This is a genomic window from Paenibacillus taichungensis (assembly GCF_003287275.1).
GTDB lineage: Bacteria > Bacillota > Bacilli > Paenibacillales > Paenibacillaceae > Paenibacillus > Paenibacillus taichungensis_A.
The window spans coordinates 123,916-142,348 of record NZ_QEVW01000015.1; the positions used below are offsets into that span (position 1 = coordinate 123,916).

19 protein-coding genes are annotated in these 18,433 nt (G+C 49.0%); 1 reads left to right on the forward strand and 18 read right to left on the reverse strand.

The window, feature by feature from the left end; genetic code table 11:
- Window positions 1–94: 94 nt before the first annotated feature.
- From DC345_RS22885 to DC345_RS31830, 16 genes are all read right to left on the reverse strand, one after another.
- Window positions 95–802, reverse strand: coding sequence for a 4'-phosphopantetheinyl transferase family protein (locus DC345_RS22885; RefSeq protein ID WP_113055091.1), 708 nt, complete (start codon window positions 800–802; stop codon window positions 95–97).
- Window positions 803–912: 110 nt separating this feature from the next.
- Window positions 913–2,136: a M16 family metallopeptidase gene (locus DC345_RS22890; protein WP_113055092.1), complete on the reverse strand. Its 1,224-nt coding sequence runs from the start codon at window positions 2,134–2,136 to the stop codon at window positions 913–915.
- 16 nt (window positions 2,137–2,152) lie between these two features.
- The gene (locus tag DC345_RS22895; RefSeq protein WP_113055093.1) at window positions 2,153–3,451 is read right to left on the reverse strand and encodes a M16 family metallopeptidase; all 1,299 of its coding nucleotides are present in this window, start codon (window positions 3,449–3,451) and stop codon (window positions 2,153–2,155) included.
- A 23-nt stretch (window positions 3,452–3,474) separates the two neighbouring features.
- Window positions 3,475–4,452: an LpxL/LpxP family acyltransferase gene (locus DC345_RS22900; RefSeq protein WP_181586698.1), complete on the reverse strand. Its 978-nt coding sequence runs from the start codon at window positions 4,450–4,452 to the stop codon at window positions 3,475–3,477.
- A complete protein-coding gene (locus tag DC345_RS22905) occupies window positions 4,452–5,633 on the reverse strand; it encodes an arginase family protein (RefSeq protein ID WP_113055095.1) in 1,182 nt (393 codons plus the stop codon). The genes DC345_RS22900 and DC345_RS22905 overlap by 1 nt, the downstream gene beginning before the upstream one ends.
- Before the next feature lie 27 nt (window positions 5,634–5,660).
- Window positions 5,661–7,046 (reverse strand): MATE family efflux transporter, encoded by a 1,386-nt coding sequence (locus DC345_RS22910; protein ID WP_113055096.1) that lies wholly within the window; start codon window positions 7,044–7,046, stop codon window positions 5,661–5,663.
- Between the two features lie 19 nt (window positions 7,047–7,065).
- Window positions 7,066–8,034 (reverse strand): hypothetical protein, encoded by a 969-nt coding sequence (locus DC345_RS22915; RefSeq protein WP_113055097.1) that lies wholly within the window; start codon window positions 8,032–8,034, stop codon window positions 7,066–7,068.
- Window positions 8,027–9,184 carry an acyl-CoA dehydrogenase family protein gene (locus DC345_RS22920; RefSeq protein ID WP_113055098.1) on the reverse strand — a complete coding sequence of 386 codons (1,158 nt, stop codon included), beginning with the start codon at window positions 9,182–9,184 and terminating at the stop codon, window positions 8,027–8,029. Before DC345_RS22920 ends, DC345_RS22915 begins: the two co-directional genes overlap by 8 nt.
- Complete coding sequence (locus tag DC345_RS22925) at window positions 9,184–9,915, reverse strand: hypothetical protein (protein ID WP_113055099.1); 732 nt, start codon at window positions 9,913–9,915, stop codon at window positions 9,184–9,186. Before DC345_RS22925 ends, DC345_RS22920 begins: the two co-directional genes overlap by 1 nt.
- A gap of 28 nt (window positions 9,916–9,943) precedes the next feature.
- The gene (locus DC345_RS22930; RefSeq protein ID WP_113055101.1) at window positions 9,944–10,888 is read right to left on the reverse strand and encodes a 3-oxoacyl-[acyl-carrier-protein] synthase III C-terminal domain-containing protein; all 945 of its coding nucleotides are present in this window, start codon (window positions 10,886–10,888) and stop codon (window positions 9,944–9,946) included.
- A gap of 18 nt (window positions 10,889–10,906) precedes the next feature.
- On the reverse strand, window positions 10,907–11,785 hold the full coding sequence (locus tag DC345_RS22935; RefSeq protein WP_113055102.1) for a hypothetical protein: 879 nt from the start codon (window positions 11,783–11,785) through the stop codon (window positions 10,907–10,909).
- The gene (locus tag DC345_RS22940) at window positions 11,785–12,045 is read right to left on the reverse strand and encodes an acyl carrier protein (protein WP_068964052.1); all 261 of its coding nucleotides are present in this window, start codon (window positions 12,043–12,045) and stop codon (window positions 11,785–11,787) included. The genes DC345_RS22935 and DC345_RS22940 overlap by 1 nt, the downstream gene beginning before the upstream one ends.
- Window positions 12,046–12,063: 18 nt before the next feature.
- Complete coding sequence (gene lysA, locus DC345_RS22945) at window positions 12,064–13,350, reverse strand: diaminopimelate decarboxylase (RefSeq protein WP_113055104.1); 1,287 nt, start codon at window positions 13,348–13,350, stop codon at window positions 12,064–12,066.
- Window positions 13,351–14,739: a preATP grasp domain-containing protein gene (locus tag DC345_RS22950; protein ID WP_181586699.1), complete on the reverse strand. Its 1,389-nt coding sequence runs from the start codon at window positions 14,737–14,739 to the stop codon at window positions 13,351–13,353.
- On the reverse strand, window positions 14,678–15,688 hold the full coding sequence (locus DC345_RS22955) for a 3-oxoacyl-[acyl-carrier-protein] synthase III C-terminal domain-containing protein (RefSeq protein ID WP_113055107.1): 1,011 nt from the start codon (window positions 15,686–15,688) through the stop codon (window positions 14,678–14,680). Before DC345_RS22955 ends, DC345_RS22950 begins: the two co-directional genes overlap by 62 nt.
- Window positions 15,689–15,800: 112 nt before the next feature.
- Entirely contained in the window at window positions 15,801–16,082 is a 282-nt protein-coding gene (locus DC345_RS31830; protein ID WP_181586700.1) for a hypothetical protein, read from the reverse strand.
- Window positions 16,083–16,265: 183 nt separating this feature from the next.
- Here DC345_RS31830 and DC345_RS22965 point away from each other — a divergent pair, with 183 nt between their 5' ends.
- Window positions 16,266–17,516 carry a helix-turn-helix domain-containing protein gene (locus DC345_RS22965; RefSeq protein ID WP_181586701.1) on the forward strand — a complete coding sequence of 417 codons (1,251 nt, stop codon included), beginning with the start codon at window positions 16,266–16,268 and terminating at the stop codon, window positions 17,514–17,516.
- Between the two features lie 85 nt (window positions 17,517–17,601).
- On the opposite strand, the gene DC345_RS22970 is transcribed toward DC345_RS22965, so the two are convergent.
- A complete protein-coding gene (locus tag DC345_RS22970; RefSeq protein WP_113055111.1) occupies window positions 17,602–17,829 on the reverse strand; it encodes a hypothetical protein in 228 nt (75 codons plus the stop codon).
- Window positions 17,830–17,931: 102 nt separating this feature from the next.
- Window positions 17,932–18,351 (reverse strand): metallothiol transferase FosB, encoded by a 420-nt coding sequence (gene fosB / locus DC345_RS22975; RefSeq protein WP_113055113.1) that lies wholly within the window; start codon window positions 18,349–18,351, stop codon window positions 17,932–17,934.
- Window positions 18,352–18,433: the final 82 nt, after the last annotated feature.

Sequence of the window (18,433 nt, forward strand, 5' to 3'; positions counted from 1 at the left end):
TATCAAACAGTGGTAAATTAAGGGTGTATTTGTCCATATTATATGTACATCCATTGTTTGCACAATAGATATGTAAGCTATTTCCTATTTAAATTCAAATACATGACATCCATCGGATGGAGGCATGTGCTTTCCCTTCCAAACATAACGCACCAATATACCCCCTACCCACATCCAGCTCCCGAATCATATAAGACCGTCCCTCGCGTTCAACCAGATTCATCTGAGCAGAATGTTCATCCACCGTATTTAACGTTCTCCATTGTCCGCACAGAGCTTGACCAGAGGCTTTGATCCAGGCTTCCTTGCGTGTAAGTATCTCCCACAACAGACGGGAACGCTCATGCCCTTTCCACACGCCATTCAGAATATAATCCTGCTCTTTCACGGTCAAAAATCGGTTGATGATGGCTTGCTGCCGCAGCAAAGGCCGCATCCATTCAATGTCTATGCCAAGCTCGACACTACTGGACGTAACTGCCAGAACACACAGACCTTTCGTATGCGATAGACTGAACCGGGGCCCGCCCTGTACATATGGCTTTCCAGAGCTACCATAATTGAATTGAATATCTCGTGCTTGCAGCTGCATGTAGTGAGCCAGTACCATTCGCAGGAAAAGCCTTGAAGTCATCCAGCCATGAGCCTCAAGCAAGGAGGACTTCCCGATTCTGGACATCCGCTGCTGTTCCTCTGGAGTAAGTGTAGCTTGAGCGATAGTTGCAGCTGACTGCATCTGATCCTCGCTTATGGGAAGAGCTTGCTTCCAGAGATGGATCTCCGTTTTTCCGCCATCCAGCATCAGTCTGTCCCTCCTGCACCTTCATACTCCTACGTGAGACGAAAATGTTGTCCTCTGTAACACCAAAAATCATCTAATTTATCTTGAATTATCATCTGCCCACTTTACGGTTAGCGTAAAACAACCATTCGCAAATGAGCAAGTGTTACCACTTTTCTCAAACCCCTTATAATCTCTTCCTCTGTCAATTCAGATACATACGTACCGATCTGCATATAGTCCAGTCCTATCACTTTATGCTCCGAAACATTCATGCATCGCTGTTTAAGCGAATCCATATCTGTATAATACCGACTTAGCCATGTCAATCGTGCAACCTCCAGATTGTTCAGGGATATGACACTGTCCTGAATACGATCACACTGCTCCTCAATACGGGTATACAATGAACCCGGGTCTGTTGAATAACCGCAAGTATTCGAGAACGCAAATTCCTGGCGGTAGTAATGATCCCAGGTCGTTCCTTTACCGAGCAGACCCAATTGGACGCATTCCGCATGAAAATCGGACGTTTCACCCAGAAGTGCTTCGATCCCGAGCATACAGGCGATCTGATCCTTTAATTCCATCCCACTCTCAGCCCGGAATCCAAATCTCACAAGAGACAGGGGCAGCCCGCATTCAAGTTCCAGATAACGTTCACTGGACTCCTTACCCCTCCCATCCAACGAAGCAGCACCAGGTAGAGAAGCTGACCCGTGCTCGCTCACCGGATATTGTTTCAATATTTCGATAACGGCCTCCGGTTCCACTGGACCTGCCACAGACACCGCCATGTTTCCCGTGGAGTAATAATGGTTGTAAGCAATATTCAGATCATCCGGCGTCATTAGACACAGACTGTCCGGTGTACCAGCAACATCCGATGTTATGGGGTGAGTATTCCCATACATCATGCGAGTCAGCTGCTGCAAAGCTCGCCAGGACGGCTGATCTTCATACATGGACAGCTCCTGATGGATGGCCGCTCGTTCCTTTTCAATATGTATCGGGGTAAAACACGGCGTCGCCAGCATCCTCATAAATAGCTCCATACTTTGCTTAACCTGGCCTGTGCAGGCTATCTGATATGTTGTTACATCATAACGTGTCAATGCGGACGTTGAAGCCCCAAGAGCATGAAATAGCGACTTTACAGGTTGCTCATCCGGATTGTAGAACATCATGTGTTCAAGAAAATGTGCCCTCCCGGGCAGTGCGGTATCTTGGATCGATCCATAAGATACGGACCAAGATACAAAGGTATGTTGGAAATCAGGCTCAGGGAAGATGCTGACGTTGAGACCATTGGACAAGCGCCGCTGGATGGGCGCGACATTCACAGCAAAATTCATGATTCTCCTCCTACAGCTATGCTGAATATTCGCTATCGGGATACAAAATCCAAGTCACTGCTTTTTTCAATCCGGAAGCTACTTCTGCCACTTGTTCGGAGGTCACGGCCCTTATAGCGTCCAGAAATTGCGGGGTGGTCATCTGGACCCGATTGAGCAGCCGATCGATATGGAGGGTTATTACCTGCTCAGGCAGATCGTAACCCACCTGCACATAATGCATGACATTCTGAATGGCTCTGTGAAGCTCTTGGTCCCGGATATCTCCATTGCATAATTTCAACCATTCCTCATCTATCGCTTCAAGAACCTCTGCTGCATATCCGCTGCTTGTCCCCGTTGTCACATGAAGCGTTCCACGATAATCGTCCAGCGTGCTGTAGATCTGGTATACCCATTGCTTTTGTTCGCGAAGTCCATACTGGAGTCTCGAGGCAGGCGTGGCGCCAAACAGCGAATGAAAAAGGAACAAGGCAGGATAGTTGGAGGCCCCGTAATCCACTCCGGTCGCAAAGGCCACATTAATTTTGCATTGCTGAACATCCATCAGCTCCATCATCAGCTCGCCTTCTTCCCGCCGCACAGCAGACTGATAGTTCCGTGTCACGATTGCAGTCCGTTTGTCATCCATTCCCCCCGCTGCTTCAGTTAATGTCCGAAAAGCAGACAGGACAAGTGCTATCATGGGATCAGGTTCGAAATCGCCGATAACATGAATATGGATTGGACAACGGAGCACCTCTCTATACCATTTCAGCAGTTCACCCTCTTGCACACAATGCCCTATCTTCTCAAGCTCGGATGCTCTGCCTCGTTCAGCATATCCCAGCCATTCCAGACAGCGCCCCCGCACCACCTTGTCCCATTCAGAGACATCGTAACCAGCGTGATTCTCTGCCCATTTGATCTCTTCCTGTACCTGCACCTCATCAAAATCAAAATCATCACTGGACACCGGCCACAGCATTAGCTCCTCAAGTAACTCCAGCGCTTCCTTCGTTCGCTCCTCTGGTAGGGGCAGTACTTCCCCAGGAGTACGCAAACGAATGGATGCAAGCTGGGCGTCCCCCTTGTACTCGAAATTGTACCCAGGCTCGTCCGCATAAAGGGTCCATAGATGCCGCCACGGGTGTGCCTCGTCCAACGGATTCTGAAATTGGTTGAGCAGTAAACGAACAATGACCATAAACACTGCTGCCGGAATTCTCTCTTGCTCGTTAACGATACTGAGCTGGATGTACCGACTTGCATATTGGCGTGTTGACATCACGTGAACCGACAGCTGATTGCGCTGCTCCGTAATAAATGACCTCATCCTGCTCCCCCCTTATAAGGCGGTTAACCCAAATTGTAAATCATGCCACTCTCGGTGTTCAGTCCAAGCTGACCGAATCCATCCAGTGGCCTGGAGAACCAGTCCAACCGATTCTCGCCTTCATCCAAGCGAATGGGAATCTCGTCCTCTTTCCAGTGAATAACCTGCTGATGGTGTCGGTCCCAAAATCTCCAGAGTGCAGGCTGCCTCCACAGCTGAGCACGAAACGGCTCATATACACGTTCTGCCGATACCTGAATGTCCTCTTCCAATGTGAAAGGAGGCAGAAAAACAATTTTCGAACGAAAATCCTCAGTCAACGTCATGAAATAGGGACATACAGGCTTGCGAGCCCTCGCTAAAATGCGAAATATACCGCTCCTCGTCCGAATCCGTGAACTAAGAAAAGGAAGTTCTACTGCACGGTTATCCGTATTGAATCCGGTCTGTCCATCCACAAAAAGATTAAATGAACCTCCCTTCCGCAAATGGGAATATAATCGGATGCCAATCATTTCGTCCTCTGCATTAAGCAATTCTGCTCCTGCATATTGCCGGATGGAATTCCAGGCCTCCAGCTTCTGCTCCTGCTTCACAGTCCCTTGCTCAGCCACCAGATAAAAGGGGAGTTTGGCATTAACATGTCCCGCTCGAATCTCTTGTCCAATTGTAATCATATTGTGTCTGACAAAACCGTAGTGCCAGGTCAGCAAAGCTCCGCCTTCCTTAAGCGTGGCCCTTAGATGCTCGCGTCCCTCAACCTCATCCCACTCCATAAAGGAAAACGGGCTTTTTTTGTGTTCATCAATCGTACGCAAAAATGCCAGATAATCCATCCAGATCGACTCAGGAGACATTGCCGGCTGAAGAGGTGCAAGCTCCTTAACAATATTCATCAACGCATAAAAGTAGCCGAGTTGAATGCCGGCTGTTCTTTCCTTGGAGAGCTGATCCTGTACCAGTTCCCGGTGAAACGTATATAATGATCGGAAATCCTTCATCATCGCGTCTCCTTTGTGCCCTTTTTCAGAAATGCTCCAGTTCCCGACAGTATACTTTCCCTAAGTGCATCCCTGTTGATAGTCGAAGCAAACTGGCGACGATTCCGGTCCATGCCGTCCAGCATATAAGCCAGCATGCGAAGCGCCAGCTCGTATTGTCCAGGAATGTTTCGGTCTGATGACACACCCTGCCCTTCAACCATATCCATACCGAGATAAGGAAGCGGGGCATCCAGCGCTGCAATAACGCAGTTCCGAATGTTCTGCCAGGTCGGTCCTCCGCCAATGGGAAAATCAACATAAGGAAAGCTCCCAGGATCAAGACAATCCAGATCAAAAGTCAGATAAGCCGAATCGATATCGTACCTCTCCCGAACCTCATTCAGAACGGTGCCCACCTTCTCTGGTGTCATTTGCTCCGCTGATATTTGTCTCAAGCCCGGATGCTTGTACATTTGATCCGCTGAGCGAAGACCGCGCAGGCCGATCTGCACAACAGCCTCAACAGTCCCATCTTCCAACAGATGCCTTACGAAATTGGAGTGACTGGGGTGCTCCTGATGAATGGCATCTATGCCGCAATCATGATGGGCATCGAACTGAACCAGCATCCTGCGACTCCCTTTGGCCTTTGGCATCTGTTGAAGCACGCCCTGTGTAATTGAATGATCGCCACCCAAGCAACAGAGCAATGCCTGATGTTCTCTGGCATGCTCCAGAGCAGATGTAATTCCTCTTGAATAGGGCAGTTCTGCATGATTATCCGCTTCGTCCATGAGGCAAGAACCCCAATCCTGCATAACCACGTCTTCAAGCAACCGCGTTCCATTGCCAATATCATATAATCCCGAATTCCCTGTTTCTTTTAATGACGGATACAACACTTTTTTATACGATTCCTCACGCAACACTTGCACAAATCCGGATACAGAGGAATTCTTCAGGCTTGTTCCACCGGAATAGGGAATGCCCAAGATACAGAGCTTGGGTGCCTGTTCTTTAAGTGGCTCATACAAAAAAAAGGGAACCTCCGGGGGTTCAACTCCCGGCAAATCCGGAGGGAAACGCGGCTCCAGCGTGTGCTCAGGCTCAAGTTCATAGAACTGACCGAACGTTTCATCCGCAGCGATCCATGTATCTCCGATACGACGCACGAGATAAGCAGGCTCGGAATGTTTCATGCAAGATCCTCCTGTACTTAGTTAGAGTCAAATCTGTGTGGAATATCCCTGATTGGTAAGAGTGGATTCTTCCTCTGTTATTCCTGACTCGTATGCGGACGGCTCTACATAATCCCGCCTTAACCTCCTCATGAAAGGCAGGAAGAAAGAAATGCCTATGACGTTCATACCAGCAATAACGCCATAGAAATAGATAACCTGATTAAACAGGCGAGTCATTCCCCATCCCAATAAAATAATTAACAGGAAGTATACTGCATTAAGGAACAAGGCCTGATACCCGCGCCCGCTCTGTTCCATCGTAAGCAGCGTGGTCATCATGGGGCCCATGCCAATATAGGAAAGAGCAACTACAGAGAGATAACGTGCGGCTTCCGCACGAGATGCCGCGTCTTCAATCAGGAATGCAGTAAGCGGTTCTCTCCAGACCCAGATTACAATAGCAATAATTGCGTAGAGAGCGAAAGATTGCAGCAGACCTTGTCGATAACTTGCGTAGGCCCTTGGTCGATGAGGCGACTGCAAGTTGTGATTGATCATGATGCCGATAGCAGAACCAATCACAATGCCCGGTAGAATCGCCATCGTCTGAATTCGATAACCGACGCCAAAACCGGCAACGGTACCTTCACCAAAGTGGCTGACGATTTTGTTAAAGAAAAAGGTGCTCAGAAAAATCATGCAGTATGAGATGAAAACGGGAATTCCTACATGTCTGAGGGCAACAAAATGTTTCTTTGCAAAAGCAAAGTGTTCCATAAGGAATTCTTTGCGAACGAAAAGAATAATCAGGGAGATGAGCAAAGATAATGTCGATGAGATCATGTTGGCATACACGATCCCCTTCAGATCCAGCCCGAACATTGATACAAAAACATACACAAGAGAAATGTTCAGCACAGCCATGCCCACCGAGTTCCACGAAGCGGCTTGCGCCCGGCCCAGACCCCGAAGCGCCGCACCACTTACTGCTGCCAGAACAGCCGGAACACCGGCGATCATCATGCCTCCAACGTACAGCGTAAACATGGGAGCAATATCGGCAGGTACGGCATAAAACCATGTCAGCGCGGGAGTCAGCAGCATTACAATGCCGCCTGTTAGGATAGCAAGCAGCGCTGCACTTCCCATCATATGGACAAATAACTGTGTAAACACCCGTGAACCCCCGGCACGACTGCGAGCCACCGCCACCTGAACCGAGAGCTGCATCGCTTCAATGATCGCAATCATAACGAAGGAGACCGGGATGTACAGCGAGAGGACATATAGAACGCTCTGGCTCGTATGTCCCATGAAAAATACGTTAGCCAGTTGCGTAATTACATTGACCAATGAAGCAAGCAGCATCGGGACAGCTGTTCGCAACAGCAATCGCTGGATCGAACCGACCGTATAATTGATCCCTTGCATGGTGACTCACCTCCACAATTCATGTTGTCTTGATTTCCTGATTCATCGCAAGACTGCTTAGCAATGGCAGATGGATCACGTGTACACAGCAAGCGGATATCATGCGGTCCCCATCCCACGAAATCATCACTACCCGTTCTTTCGGCCTGATAATTCCTCGCTGCAGTTTTTCTGCTAGTTGAATCCACACATCCCCGCTCTGATAATCCGCATATGGTACGCATACGGTCTTGTCAGGACCTATATGCAAAATGGAATTGTCGCTTATGTGAAGTCCCAGCCTTGACTGAAGGATCATATGATCCGCTGTGCAACCATCCATCAGTTCACGGATAATATCCTGTACCTGGGAGGCAAAAGAGTCGGCTTCGTCCGACTGTACGATCCTTTTGCCGACATAGCGTACTTGCAATGCGCCTTGATTGGTGCACGCCTGAAGGGCAACTGCCATATCGGCCGTATCGCCACGCTCCTTGGTTTTCAGTCCATATCCGGCCTGACCATCGTCATGGAATACCCGCTGTTCCACCAATACAATGGCAGCACGCTCCCTCTGGCGTAGGCTCCACTGAGCCGCCTGGATGGCTTCCGTACCGGCCAGCGCACCCATATGTGATAACCCAAGCGGATAATCAACGTGCCATGCAGCCATTTCAAGCATACGGGCAAGTGGTGCATTCAGAGCATGACGTTCAGGGCAAGTCTGTGCGAAAATCAGCCAGTCCCAGTGCGCCTCATTAGATAACCGTTCCATCACCATGAGCGCAAGATCACCAGCAGTCAGACGTTTCCCATCTGCCATGAGCGAACGGGTCAGCGTTCCCACACGACCATAATAATGATCTTCCATATATATGTGTGGGGATACATAAAAATAATCATCCGGTGTTGGCCAGTCGAGGGTATACAGATGATCCTCCGCGGTTAACCAGCAGATATGATCCACGTAAATAGGATCGAGGGCAGCATTGTGAAATGGTTCAGGCATGCTGCATCTTCCCGTTGGCATAGGCTTGGAACACATTGATTTTCTGAATGGACGTTGTACCTTCCATAAACTCGAAGGCTCTGGCATCGCGATACCATTTGTTCAACAAGGGATGTTCCATCATGGAGCCAGGACCCATCATGTCCAATGCCAATTCCGTCGCTTCCTCAGCCAGCGCAGCCGCGCGAATTTTACTAAGGGAAGCAAGGTACCCTTTTTGGGCATCATGATCAATCTCTGCTGCAGCATTACGAATCATGCTACGAAGCGAATGCAGCCGCATCTCCATTCTCTCCAGCTCCATCTTCTCCCGCTCTTTGAAAATGGATCTGTGCTCCAGTACGTAATCATACGCAGCCTGTGCAACACCGAGCGCCAATGCTGCTACGCTTGGGCGCATGCGATGAAATGTACGCAGTGCCCCCCATAACCCCCGCTTGGTAGGACTAAGATGACGGCCGATAATATCCTTCTCTTCCAGCGGGAAACCTTCAAACTTCAAATGACTGATCTGGAGCGCGCAGAGTCCCATCGTATCCAGTGGGGTCGCCGTAAAGCCTTTCATTGAGGGATCGACAAGCGCGATCTGAATGCCGAGAGGTGTCCGGTTGGTCTGGGCAAACACTAGGCCGACACGTGCACGGCTTCCATTCCCAATATAGATTTTATGACCGTTCAGCTCGATCCCCCCGCCAGGCTGACGTGTGATACGTGTACCAATATCCGTGGCATCGGAGCCCTTCTCCGGCTCCGACATGGCAAAAAAGGCCCATGACGCGCCCTTCATAAAATGGCTATAAAAACGTTCCTTTTGCTCCTCATCGGCAAGATCCATCATGACGATGCTGGACATTGATGGACCCGGGCCGCCAAGAAAAGCTCCAGCATCTCCTGCTGCCAACTTCTCAATCGTGATCACCCTCTCCAAGGAGGAGAGTCCGTAATATCGTTCATTGCCTATGGTTACGATCGGTTGACCACCATACTCCGGTGGAATCATCATATGATTGATGGCCTGCATGGAAGGCATATGCAAAAATTCATGAATTCGTTCAGGCTCACGATCGATTACAAGACCGATTTCGCGCAGCTCGGCAGCGAACTCTTTCATGACATGCTCAAAGACTGCAATGGTTGACGGTGTGATCATCAATAATCCCCCTCGCCTGATAACAGCATGTTTTTCACCAGTTGGCCTGTATAGATATAGGAAGATACACCCTGTCTCAGAAATCCGAAACCTCCACCCAAACGCTGAATTTGTCTGAAAGCTTCATCCATTTCCCGATGAATCCACGTGTGGACCTGGCATAACGGAAGGTCTGGCTTAACTGACAGGTATTGGTTCTGAGGCAACGTTTCCGTCATGTAAAGCGTTGTCAAAACATCCGCGACCATTCCTTTCACCAGTTGATGTTGAAGGGTGGACTGCCCTCCGGATATGCGACCTGACAGATGCCTGCGCATCTGTTCCAATCCAGCCCTGCACAATTCGGCTCGGAATTGGAGTAACCCTGTTCTCAAAACATCGTCCCAAGTTATTCCCTCGTCATTGCCATGCTCCTGGAGCGCCTCAGCTGAATTGAACCGTACACGGTATAGCTCAATGCCAGAAGGCTCAAGCATCCGATCCTGCACAAGCACAGCATGTAACTGGTCCCAACCATACAGCCCTCTTGCAGTTCCATGCCAAACTACAGGCTCTTGTTCAATCAGACCCGTTGTCGCCAGCATGTATTCCCCCGCAGCCAAAAGCACGGGACGGTTATTCCATCGCACGGTTGCATCTTCCAACAATTTCGAAATTGAAGCAACAGGATCACCTGCCGCCTGCAGGCCCACGGATCTCGCCCCCGCACCCTGAAATTCGATGACGTGCATTGCCACTCCTCCTGTTCCCTCATTCTTCTTATTCTCCATGCCTCACCAATGCAAAACCAAAAAAGCTGCCCAGCCCGATGCTGACCATGACGGAGCGTCCTTTCGTGCAAACCCAGTCCTGTTCCAGTCCCGAGCTCAAATTAATAAACGGATCCGTGGAGAAGGTATGACCGATGCGCTGAATGTTATCCAGATAGATTCGTTCCTGCTCAAACCCCGTTCTTCGCGAGAATTCCCTCCAGGTCGTCCAGTTGACATTATGGGGAAAGATATGATCCACATCCTGAAGAGTCAAGCCTTCCTTGGACAGCAGCTCTTCCATGCCTTGAATGATATAATCCACATACAATCGATTAAAGGCCGTGATCTCATCAGCAGTGGCATGATAGCCCGTATGGAATCGGGTATCTCGAAAAATATGCGTCGCCTGAACGACGTGCTGACGACTATCCCTGCTTAGCAGGACAGCCACAGCGGAATCACCCAGGATTGCCGACTTGCGTAGATAGCGCCATTCAGAAGGAAGAAAATTGAATTGATCGGCGCAAACAAGCAGCACCTTCTGAATGTGAGGCTGTGTTTGTGATAGGCGTTCAAGCCATTGAAGAGCCGCTATCGACGAAGCACAGTTCATTTGGGATATGCCATAGAAAGGTACTTGTTCCATTCCGAAGCGTCGTAAGACACGCTGCACAAGCCTGTAGTCGCCGGGTGTCTGCACCTGAAAGGAATGGACATAAAGAACAAGGTCTATTCCGGCGAGAGATTGCCTGGTCTGAAGACGTTCCACAGCCTGCGCAATCGTGTCATCCAGCATCTGACCGGGATCCGTAACAGGTATACCTTCCAAGTGATGGCATTTACGCAAAAACTGAAGTTCCCCCGTTCCCAGTTCCAAGGCAGCCAGAACTTCCTCCGGTTGCTGGATTTGTTCAGGCAGGTAGACGCCAATATCCACAATACCGAACGCCACTGTGCTCCCTCCTCCTTGTTACTGACTGTCCACCCTTGCATCGCCAGTCTGGATTAACAACGCATGAATAAATGAATCGGTTTGCTCCAGATGCATAAGGCATATGTACTCGCTCCTATCCTTCTCTTCCAGAAGCTCCTGCAATGCGAAGAACGGAGCCGCACTCCAGCGTGATGGATCGTAACACCCCCTCCATTCAATCGCCTCGTACCATGAAGTGCCCGTACATTCCTGCTCCAGATCAGGGTGGATGAGCAAGGTAATCTGATTCTGGTAAATGGAAGCCTCCTTGCACAAGTGATCCAATACCAGAGCAGCTGTATCGGATATGGACTGGTCGGCATATCGCATCTCCACGCCCAGCAGGCAAGGCCCCTTGCCTGTCATCCGTTCGAGTAAAATGACTGCAGCTGTATCCGGTCCAGGCGACTCATTCAATTCCATCGTTTCATAGGGGAGAGCCGTTTGATCCATGATCAGCAGCATACCCTTACTGAATCCCTCCCGGTTCAAATAATGCTGAAGCATATGGAGTGCTGCAAAGGGAGCACCAAAACCAAGATCATTTACCGCAAAGCTGATGAAGCACGCTTGATAACGATCCATCAAATAATTCACGATCGAAATATCGGGGCGAATATTAGGGAAATTGTACGCAAGCAGCAACACATCCACATCCTGCATAACCTGATCAAGCCCTGTCGCTTCCAATAGCTCCACGCTCATATCGTGATAGGCATTGTTGTTACGCTCCTGCAAAAGATGAACATCATACTTTACCGGAGTACTGGCAAACATATCCCGGTGCAAGCGCAATAGATCAGGATGTTCGAATGGAGGATGGCTGTCCAAGAAAAGCTTGACCCCCATCTCACGAATGGCAACAGGCGAAGCCATCAAGCCGCGATCAGCTGCTTCTCAATATAAGCAGCCAGAGAGCCTACCGTATCGAAAACATCCGGCTCCAGCTCGTCCGGGTCGATCTCCAGACCCTCAATCCGGTCTTCGAGGGTCATGAGCAGTTCCAGTACCGACGTCGAATCCAGATAGAGTTCGTCAAATAAAGAAGTGCTCAGTTGGATATCCTGCCTGGCTTCCGTATTCAACACTTCAGCAATAGCACCCTTAATCTCTTCAAGCAGCAATGCAGTTGTCATGTTCATCATCTCTCCTTATCAATTGGTTATTGCGGTATGAGACACTTGTATCAAACGCTGTTTGCCCAGCAGATCCTCCGGAGTATCCCTATCCCGAATCAGATGGGCTTCTCCACCAACAATTAGAACTTCAGCAGGACTTCCGTGACTTAGAAAATGCGTTGGAGAAGCTGTTGGTCCATAAGCTCCGGAGTGGAACACGCCAATCAAATCTCCTTGTATGACTGGGGGAAGCTGCACGCGTTTGCCCACAACATCGTTGGGTGTACACAATGGACCCGTGATATTGTACTCGGCTACAGGGGCTTCTCCATAACGCGTCAGGGATGCAATCGGAAAGTTGCGCTTCACGTACGATCCCGTGCCTACCGCTGCCATGTGACAGTTCGTTCCTCCGTCAGTCACGACAAAGTTCTCTCCGTACGATTGCTTGACGTACATAGCCCGACTGACCAACATGCCGCAGGTGCCTACCAGATAACGCCCAAGTTCCATGAACAATCGGGTGTTCGGGTGCCCAAGGCGAAAAGCTTCGAACTGCGGATTCAGCTGTTCTGTCAGGGATGCAATGGACAGGGACTGCTCACCCTCATGATATGGCACACCTAACCCTCCACCGACATCCACCATTCGCAGGGTAATATCAAGCTCTTGTTCAATGCGCTCAGCCAGATCGAGAATATGCCGGGTATTCTCGGCAATCGGCTCTACTTCCAGCATGCGGGTTCCCATGTACACGTGAAGTCCCATAATTTCCACATGAGAGCAGCTCTCGAACTGCTTCTTCCCCTGAAACACACTCTCTTCATCCATGCCAAACTGGCGCGGTTTGCCGCCCATAGTCAGCCTTGATCCTTTTACGGAAAAGGAAGGATTTACTCTCAGCGCAACCGATACAATTCTCCCTTCGCTGGCGGCAATCATCTCAATACGCTCAAGCTCTTGGAATGATTCGCACACAATTGCATAGATGCCATAACGTATACAGGCGGCAATCTCTTGATCGCTCTTTCCGGGTCCAAGAAAAATAATACTTTCCGGAGCGACTCCTGCCTTTAGAGCCGTGTGCAACTCCGTCATGGAACACACCTCTGCCTGCGCACCCATTTCTTGCAGCATGTGTACAATCGAAACATTCGGATTAGCCTTTAATGAATAAAACAGCTCCACGTAGGGAGTAAGCGAACCCCTTAGTTCCTGATACACCTCTCGCAGTACTTCCCCGTCATAAACATACAGGGGTGTTCCGAATTTCTCGGCTATATCCGAGATGGACAGCTGCTGAATCTGATATTCTTCGGACATTCACATCACCTCATTTATGGAAGTTAATACGGCTTCTACCGATTCGTCGATGGCTCGCAGCCGTTCAGGAGAGGGCGCAATAATGACGCCATACAGACGTCCGGAAAAAAGGCTGCCCTCACTTTTGAATGCCGCATTGACCGTGGCAAAGTTGTTGATCAAAAGCCCTTCGCCATTCTCTGGTGTGAACATCAGCCCCCCCAGTCTGGAGCGCAGCTCTCCGTAATCCAGCCAATGCTTGAGACGAAGTGTGTATTTTTTGGCGAGACCAAACATGCCGTCCAGGAGCCAGCGCTCCTGAATGTTCGTCTGATATGTAGACATGTTAAACCTTGCATTGATTTCAAGGTTGGGCCAAACCGTGCCATCCTCATCCAGAATCGCGTCCATGCCGGCAATGCCATAATATCCATCCCGATGCAAGGCTGCACCGATTTGCAAGGCTGCCTCCCGAATAATGCCAAGTTGAATGTCATCCAGACGAGATGGCATGAGATGTCCCTGATGTACGCCCTGTTCTACCAGCGATTCCTTTACGCCGAGGAATTCGACTCCACCGGACCGATCGATGAGGATCTGGTAATTCAGGTCACAGATTTTGTCAATCCATTGCTCCAGCACGTAATTGATCCGGCGAATGTCCTTTTTGCTCGCCTGCTTTTCCAGCATGCTCATACATTTGTAAAACCGGCTTTCATCAGAAATTACAGTGATGCCTTTGCCCGATACACCCATGGAATCCTTCAGCACAAGGCGTCCACCCTGCTCGAGCACAGGCTTCAGGCGTTCGAAACCAACTGCAAGCTCTTCCAGGGACGTACATTCTGCACCTGGAATCTGACGAATGCCCAGCTCTGTATTAAGGCGGCGCGAATAACCCTTGTCATTCACCTTGCGAAACACTTCCACGGAGGGAACAGCAAGAGGAATCCCGGTAAGGCGGGAGAGTTCTTCTTCGTACTCCGATGTGCCGAAGGGGACCAGATAAGCACGTGTTTCGGAATCCTCGGACAGCTCCCGCAGCTTGCCCAGCGTGTCAGGACAATTGAGGAGATTAGCCGTGATATTGAGTGCGGGCTCATTGTATTCCGCAGCAATGCACCGCGACTGACCAAAGCCCAGGGAATGCGCCTCTGCCATGAAGGCTTGATCCGGCTGACTTTTAAGTAAAATGATATCGTTCTCTCCGGCCAGGAACAGTCCCAACTCTTCCATCCGGTTTACGACGTCTGCAGCCGAGCCGATACTTATTGAGGGCAACTTAAGAACCCCCTGCTCACTCCAATACTCTTCAACCTCAAAATTGTTCAGATAAACAAAAGTAACATTATGCCGACCCGTTAACGCCCACTTCAACTTGCTCGAAAAATCGGTCAAAACTGTCGTCACGACCATCGCCTCCAATTCCTGCATATTGCATTACCGCTACGCTGAAGGTAACCCCAAGACCAACCGTAACAAGAAGATAATAATCATCCGGTTGCAGAAGCTCCTGCTCCAGAACGGCTTGAAGGTTGATATACGGATCGGAACAGAAGCAATGACCAATCTCCTGCACATTCGATGTATATATACGTTCAAGGGGATACGATAATCGGGCGGCTACTTTTTTCCAGGAGGATAGATTTACATTGTGCGGTACGATATATCGAATATCCTGCAATGCAAGACCCGCCTGCTCCACAGCTTCAAGAATGGCATCACATAACCGGGGCGTGTATATCTCCTGGAATTCCCTTTGTAATCGGGGATTCCCCGTCAGCACATTGCAGTACTGACCAAGTGTAATATTTGTAAGTCCAACCAGACGGCTTCCATCTCCGTTATTGCCAACCAGGACAGCCGCGGCTGCCTCTCCCATCACGGTTGTGTTAGGAATCAGTTGCACAACGGGGCTGAACGTTTTCTCCCCTGTCAAAATTAAAATATGATCATCCGCTTCCAATGAAGGCAGCAAAGTCTCGGCAACATTTAGAGCAACCAAACCCGATGCACAGTTCTGCTGCGTAAGTGAAAACGCAATGGCATGCTGCAATCCGTACGCCCGTTTCAGGCCTTGCAAAACTTTCATAGGAAAGGGGAAATTTTCCTGAATTGTGTGGCAATAAATGATATACTTAATCGAAGCAGGAGCTACCTCCTGATGGGTAACCACCTGGGTAAGCACATGCCCGAGCAGGGCCGCCAGATCCCCGTCCCTGTCTTGCCGAACCTGTTTCAAACCATGAATTTTTTCCAGTACTTTCGTCTGGGCAGTGTTGAGTCCCAGAGCATCGTTCAGTTCCCGGATGGGTACGATATGTTCTGGAATATAGGACCATATTTGTCTAATATGCATCGGCTCAAGACACCTCGTTATCACCAACGTGCGAATCTCTCTGAATATAGGGAGAGAGCTTCCGTGGAAGCTCCCATCTATGAATCTAACGTAATGCGATAAGTAAGTAAGATCAGGCACGGGCTGCTGCTGCGCGAGCTGCTGCTGCACGAGCCGCTGCTGCGCGAGCTTCTACTGCACGAGCCGCTACTGCACGAGCTTCTACTGCACGAGCTTCTACTGCACGGGCTTCTACTGCACGAGCTTCTACTGCACGGGCTTCTACTGCACGGGCAGATACCGCACGGGCACTGACTTCACGAGTCTCACCCAATACGTTTGCTTCCAATTGTGCTGCTTCGATTTCTTTGCGTTTCAGTTGTTCCAGTGTAATCGGAGTCGCTTTAAGGACCATTCATTTCTCCTCCTTTCATCTTGGATACTATCATTCTATAATCTCCCAAATTGGAATTAAACTGTAAATGGAGGTAAATGCCCCTTACATGCCTTCCCCCTTGTTTTTGCCTACTCCATAGACTCAACATACAATCCACAATTCTAGTAAAATCCAACTATATTTAAGGGACGGTGAATGAACATGGTCGGACCCAAAATCCGGGAAATCCGGGAGCAGCTTGGACTTTCGCAAAAGCAACTGGCGGGAGAGGATATGACACGCTCTTATATCAGTCTTATCGAAAAGGGCAGAGCCGTTCCTTCCCAACGTATGTTGAAGATCATTGCGAGACGATTGAATACACCTATGGAGTATTTTTTGGAAGGAAATACAGAGACAGATACGGATATTGGTGAGGCTGTGCTGGATAAAGCAAAATCATATTTTGAGGAAAACAACGACCACGCTTGCATTCGCATGGCTCATAATGTGCTCACATTGACCAAGGATACACTAGACCAGACAGAAGCCTACCTCCTGATCATGCGCAGCCATAACCGAATGGGAGAACATCGGGAAGCGATGGATAAGGGAGAAGCCGCCGCCTTTACGATAACCCGCACCGGAGATCGGGAGCGCATTGTTCAATATTATCTGGAAATGGGACGATCGGCTTTTCATGCAGAGCTATTCCATGCTGCGCGGAAATATTATGAACAGGCGTATACCTACAGTAGCAGGCTTAAGTACCTGCAGGATGATCATATTCGTGCATTAATGTATCTTGGAACCACTCATTTGCGCTTGGGGAATGTCGATCAAGGCCTGGATTTCTATCATAAAGCAGAAAAAGACGCCCGGATGACAGGACAGCATGAACTTTATGGTGAGATCACGCTTGGTCTGGGCAAAGCCTACTACATTTCCGAACAGGAAGGCCACTTGTCATTAAGCCAAGATTGGACCAAAACCTCAGCAGATTCATATAAACGAGCAAAGAGTGAATCCTATGTTCTGGCCCTCCACAACCTTGCCGTCATTCAGCTTCATATGGGGCAAAAAAAAGAAGCCCTTCCTTTGCTGGCTGAATGCGCCGAAATATACGACAAACGCAAACTGCCCGACAAAAAGGCTTCCATATTGGAGGAAATCAGTAAAATCTATCTGGAGGAACGTGAACCGCTGCAGGCAGAGGCTGCCATCAAAGAAGCTCTTCAACTGCTGGATCAGCGAGATGAAGGGATACTGCGGGCAAAACTATATCGTCTTCTCGGCGTGGTGTTCCACGAGAAAGACAATCCGGACGAAGGTTATTACTTTCTACGAATGAGCCACGATCTGCTAAAACGAATTTATGCAGAGCGTGAAGCGAACATCAGCTACCAATTACTCCTCTTAAGCAAACAGGATCGTAAAATGGAATATAGCGACTACAAATCATTTATCAAGTAAAGACAAACCCTATCTTCTTATAACAACTGTAAAACAAACCGAAAAGGTTTTATGAAATTCAGGGTCTCTGGAAAGAGGCCCTCATTCATCTATGGGGAACCGGATCATTCAAGTCAAGCAGCGTTACAGGTGGAAATTTGTCATTCTGCTGAACCGAAATTTCAGCAAGCCCTGTGCGTTCCCCCGAATTGGTAATCCCCCCCGTAAAAACGGAAACCAGCATGACTGTGGCCATGCAGAGTCCACTTGCAATTACCCGTAATTTGCATCCTTTGCTCTCCACGCCCATCTCTCCTTCTGTATCGTTTGGCATTAGATATACCCTATATCCTCTGCGATCCTGAGACTTATTTTACGGATAATTGCAGTGACATTAAACACGTTAATTACCATTTACCTCCATTTGCACATCATCTTATGGATAAAAGGTCATATGCGTCTTCTCTTCACGATAAAAATCCAGCCTCTGCTTCATGTTGCCTGTATGCAGTTCGAACAAATGACCATCGGGATCGGTAAAATATACGGATAACGCATCCCTCGGGTCACGAGGTCTTCCGGGAAGAATGTCAGCCCCTGCTGCTCGCAGCTGCTGTACAGACTCGTCGAATTCCTCTTCTTTTACGGTAAATGCAATATGTGTATACGTTCGTTCCGTGTAGTTGCGAATGACGTCTTCCTGATTCAAAGCAATCCATAGTCCGGCAAGTTCGAAATACGCCAGCTTCCGGCCTTTTACCTGAATGCGGGCACCGAGAGCCTGCTCATAAAAAGTAATGGACCGTTCCAGATTGGATACGGAAAAGCACAGATGATTAATCCCCTGAATATTCATTTGGCTCCTGACACCTCCACATTTAATAAAACTGTTGCAATAGCTACATCCTTATTATGGTATATTTTGCGTTAAAAACAAA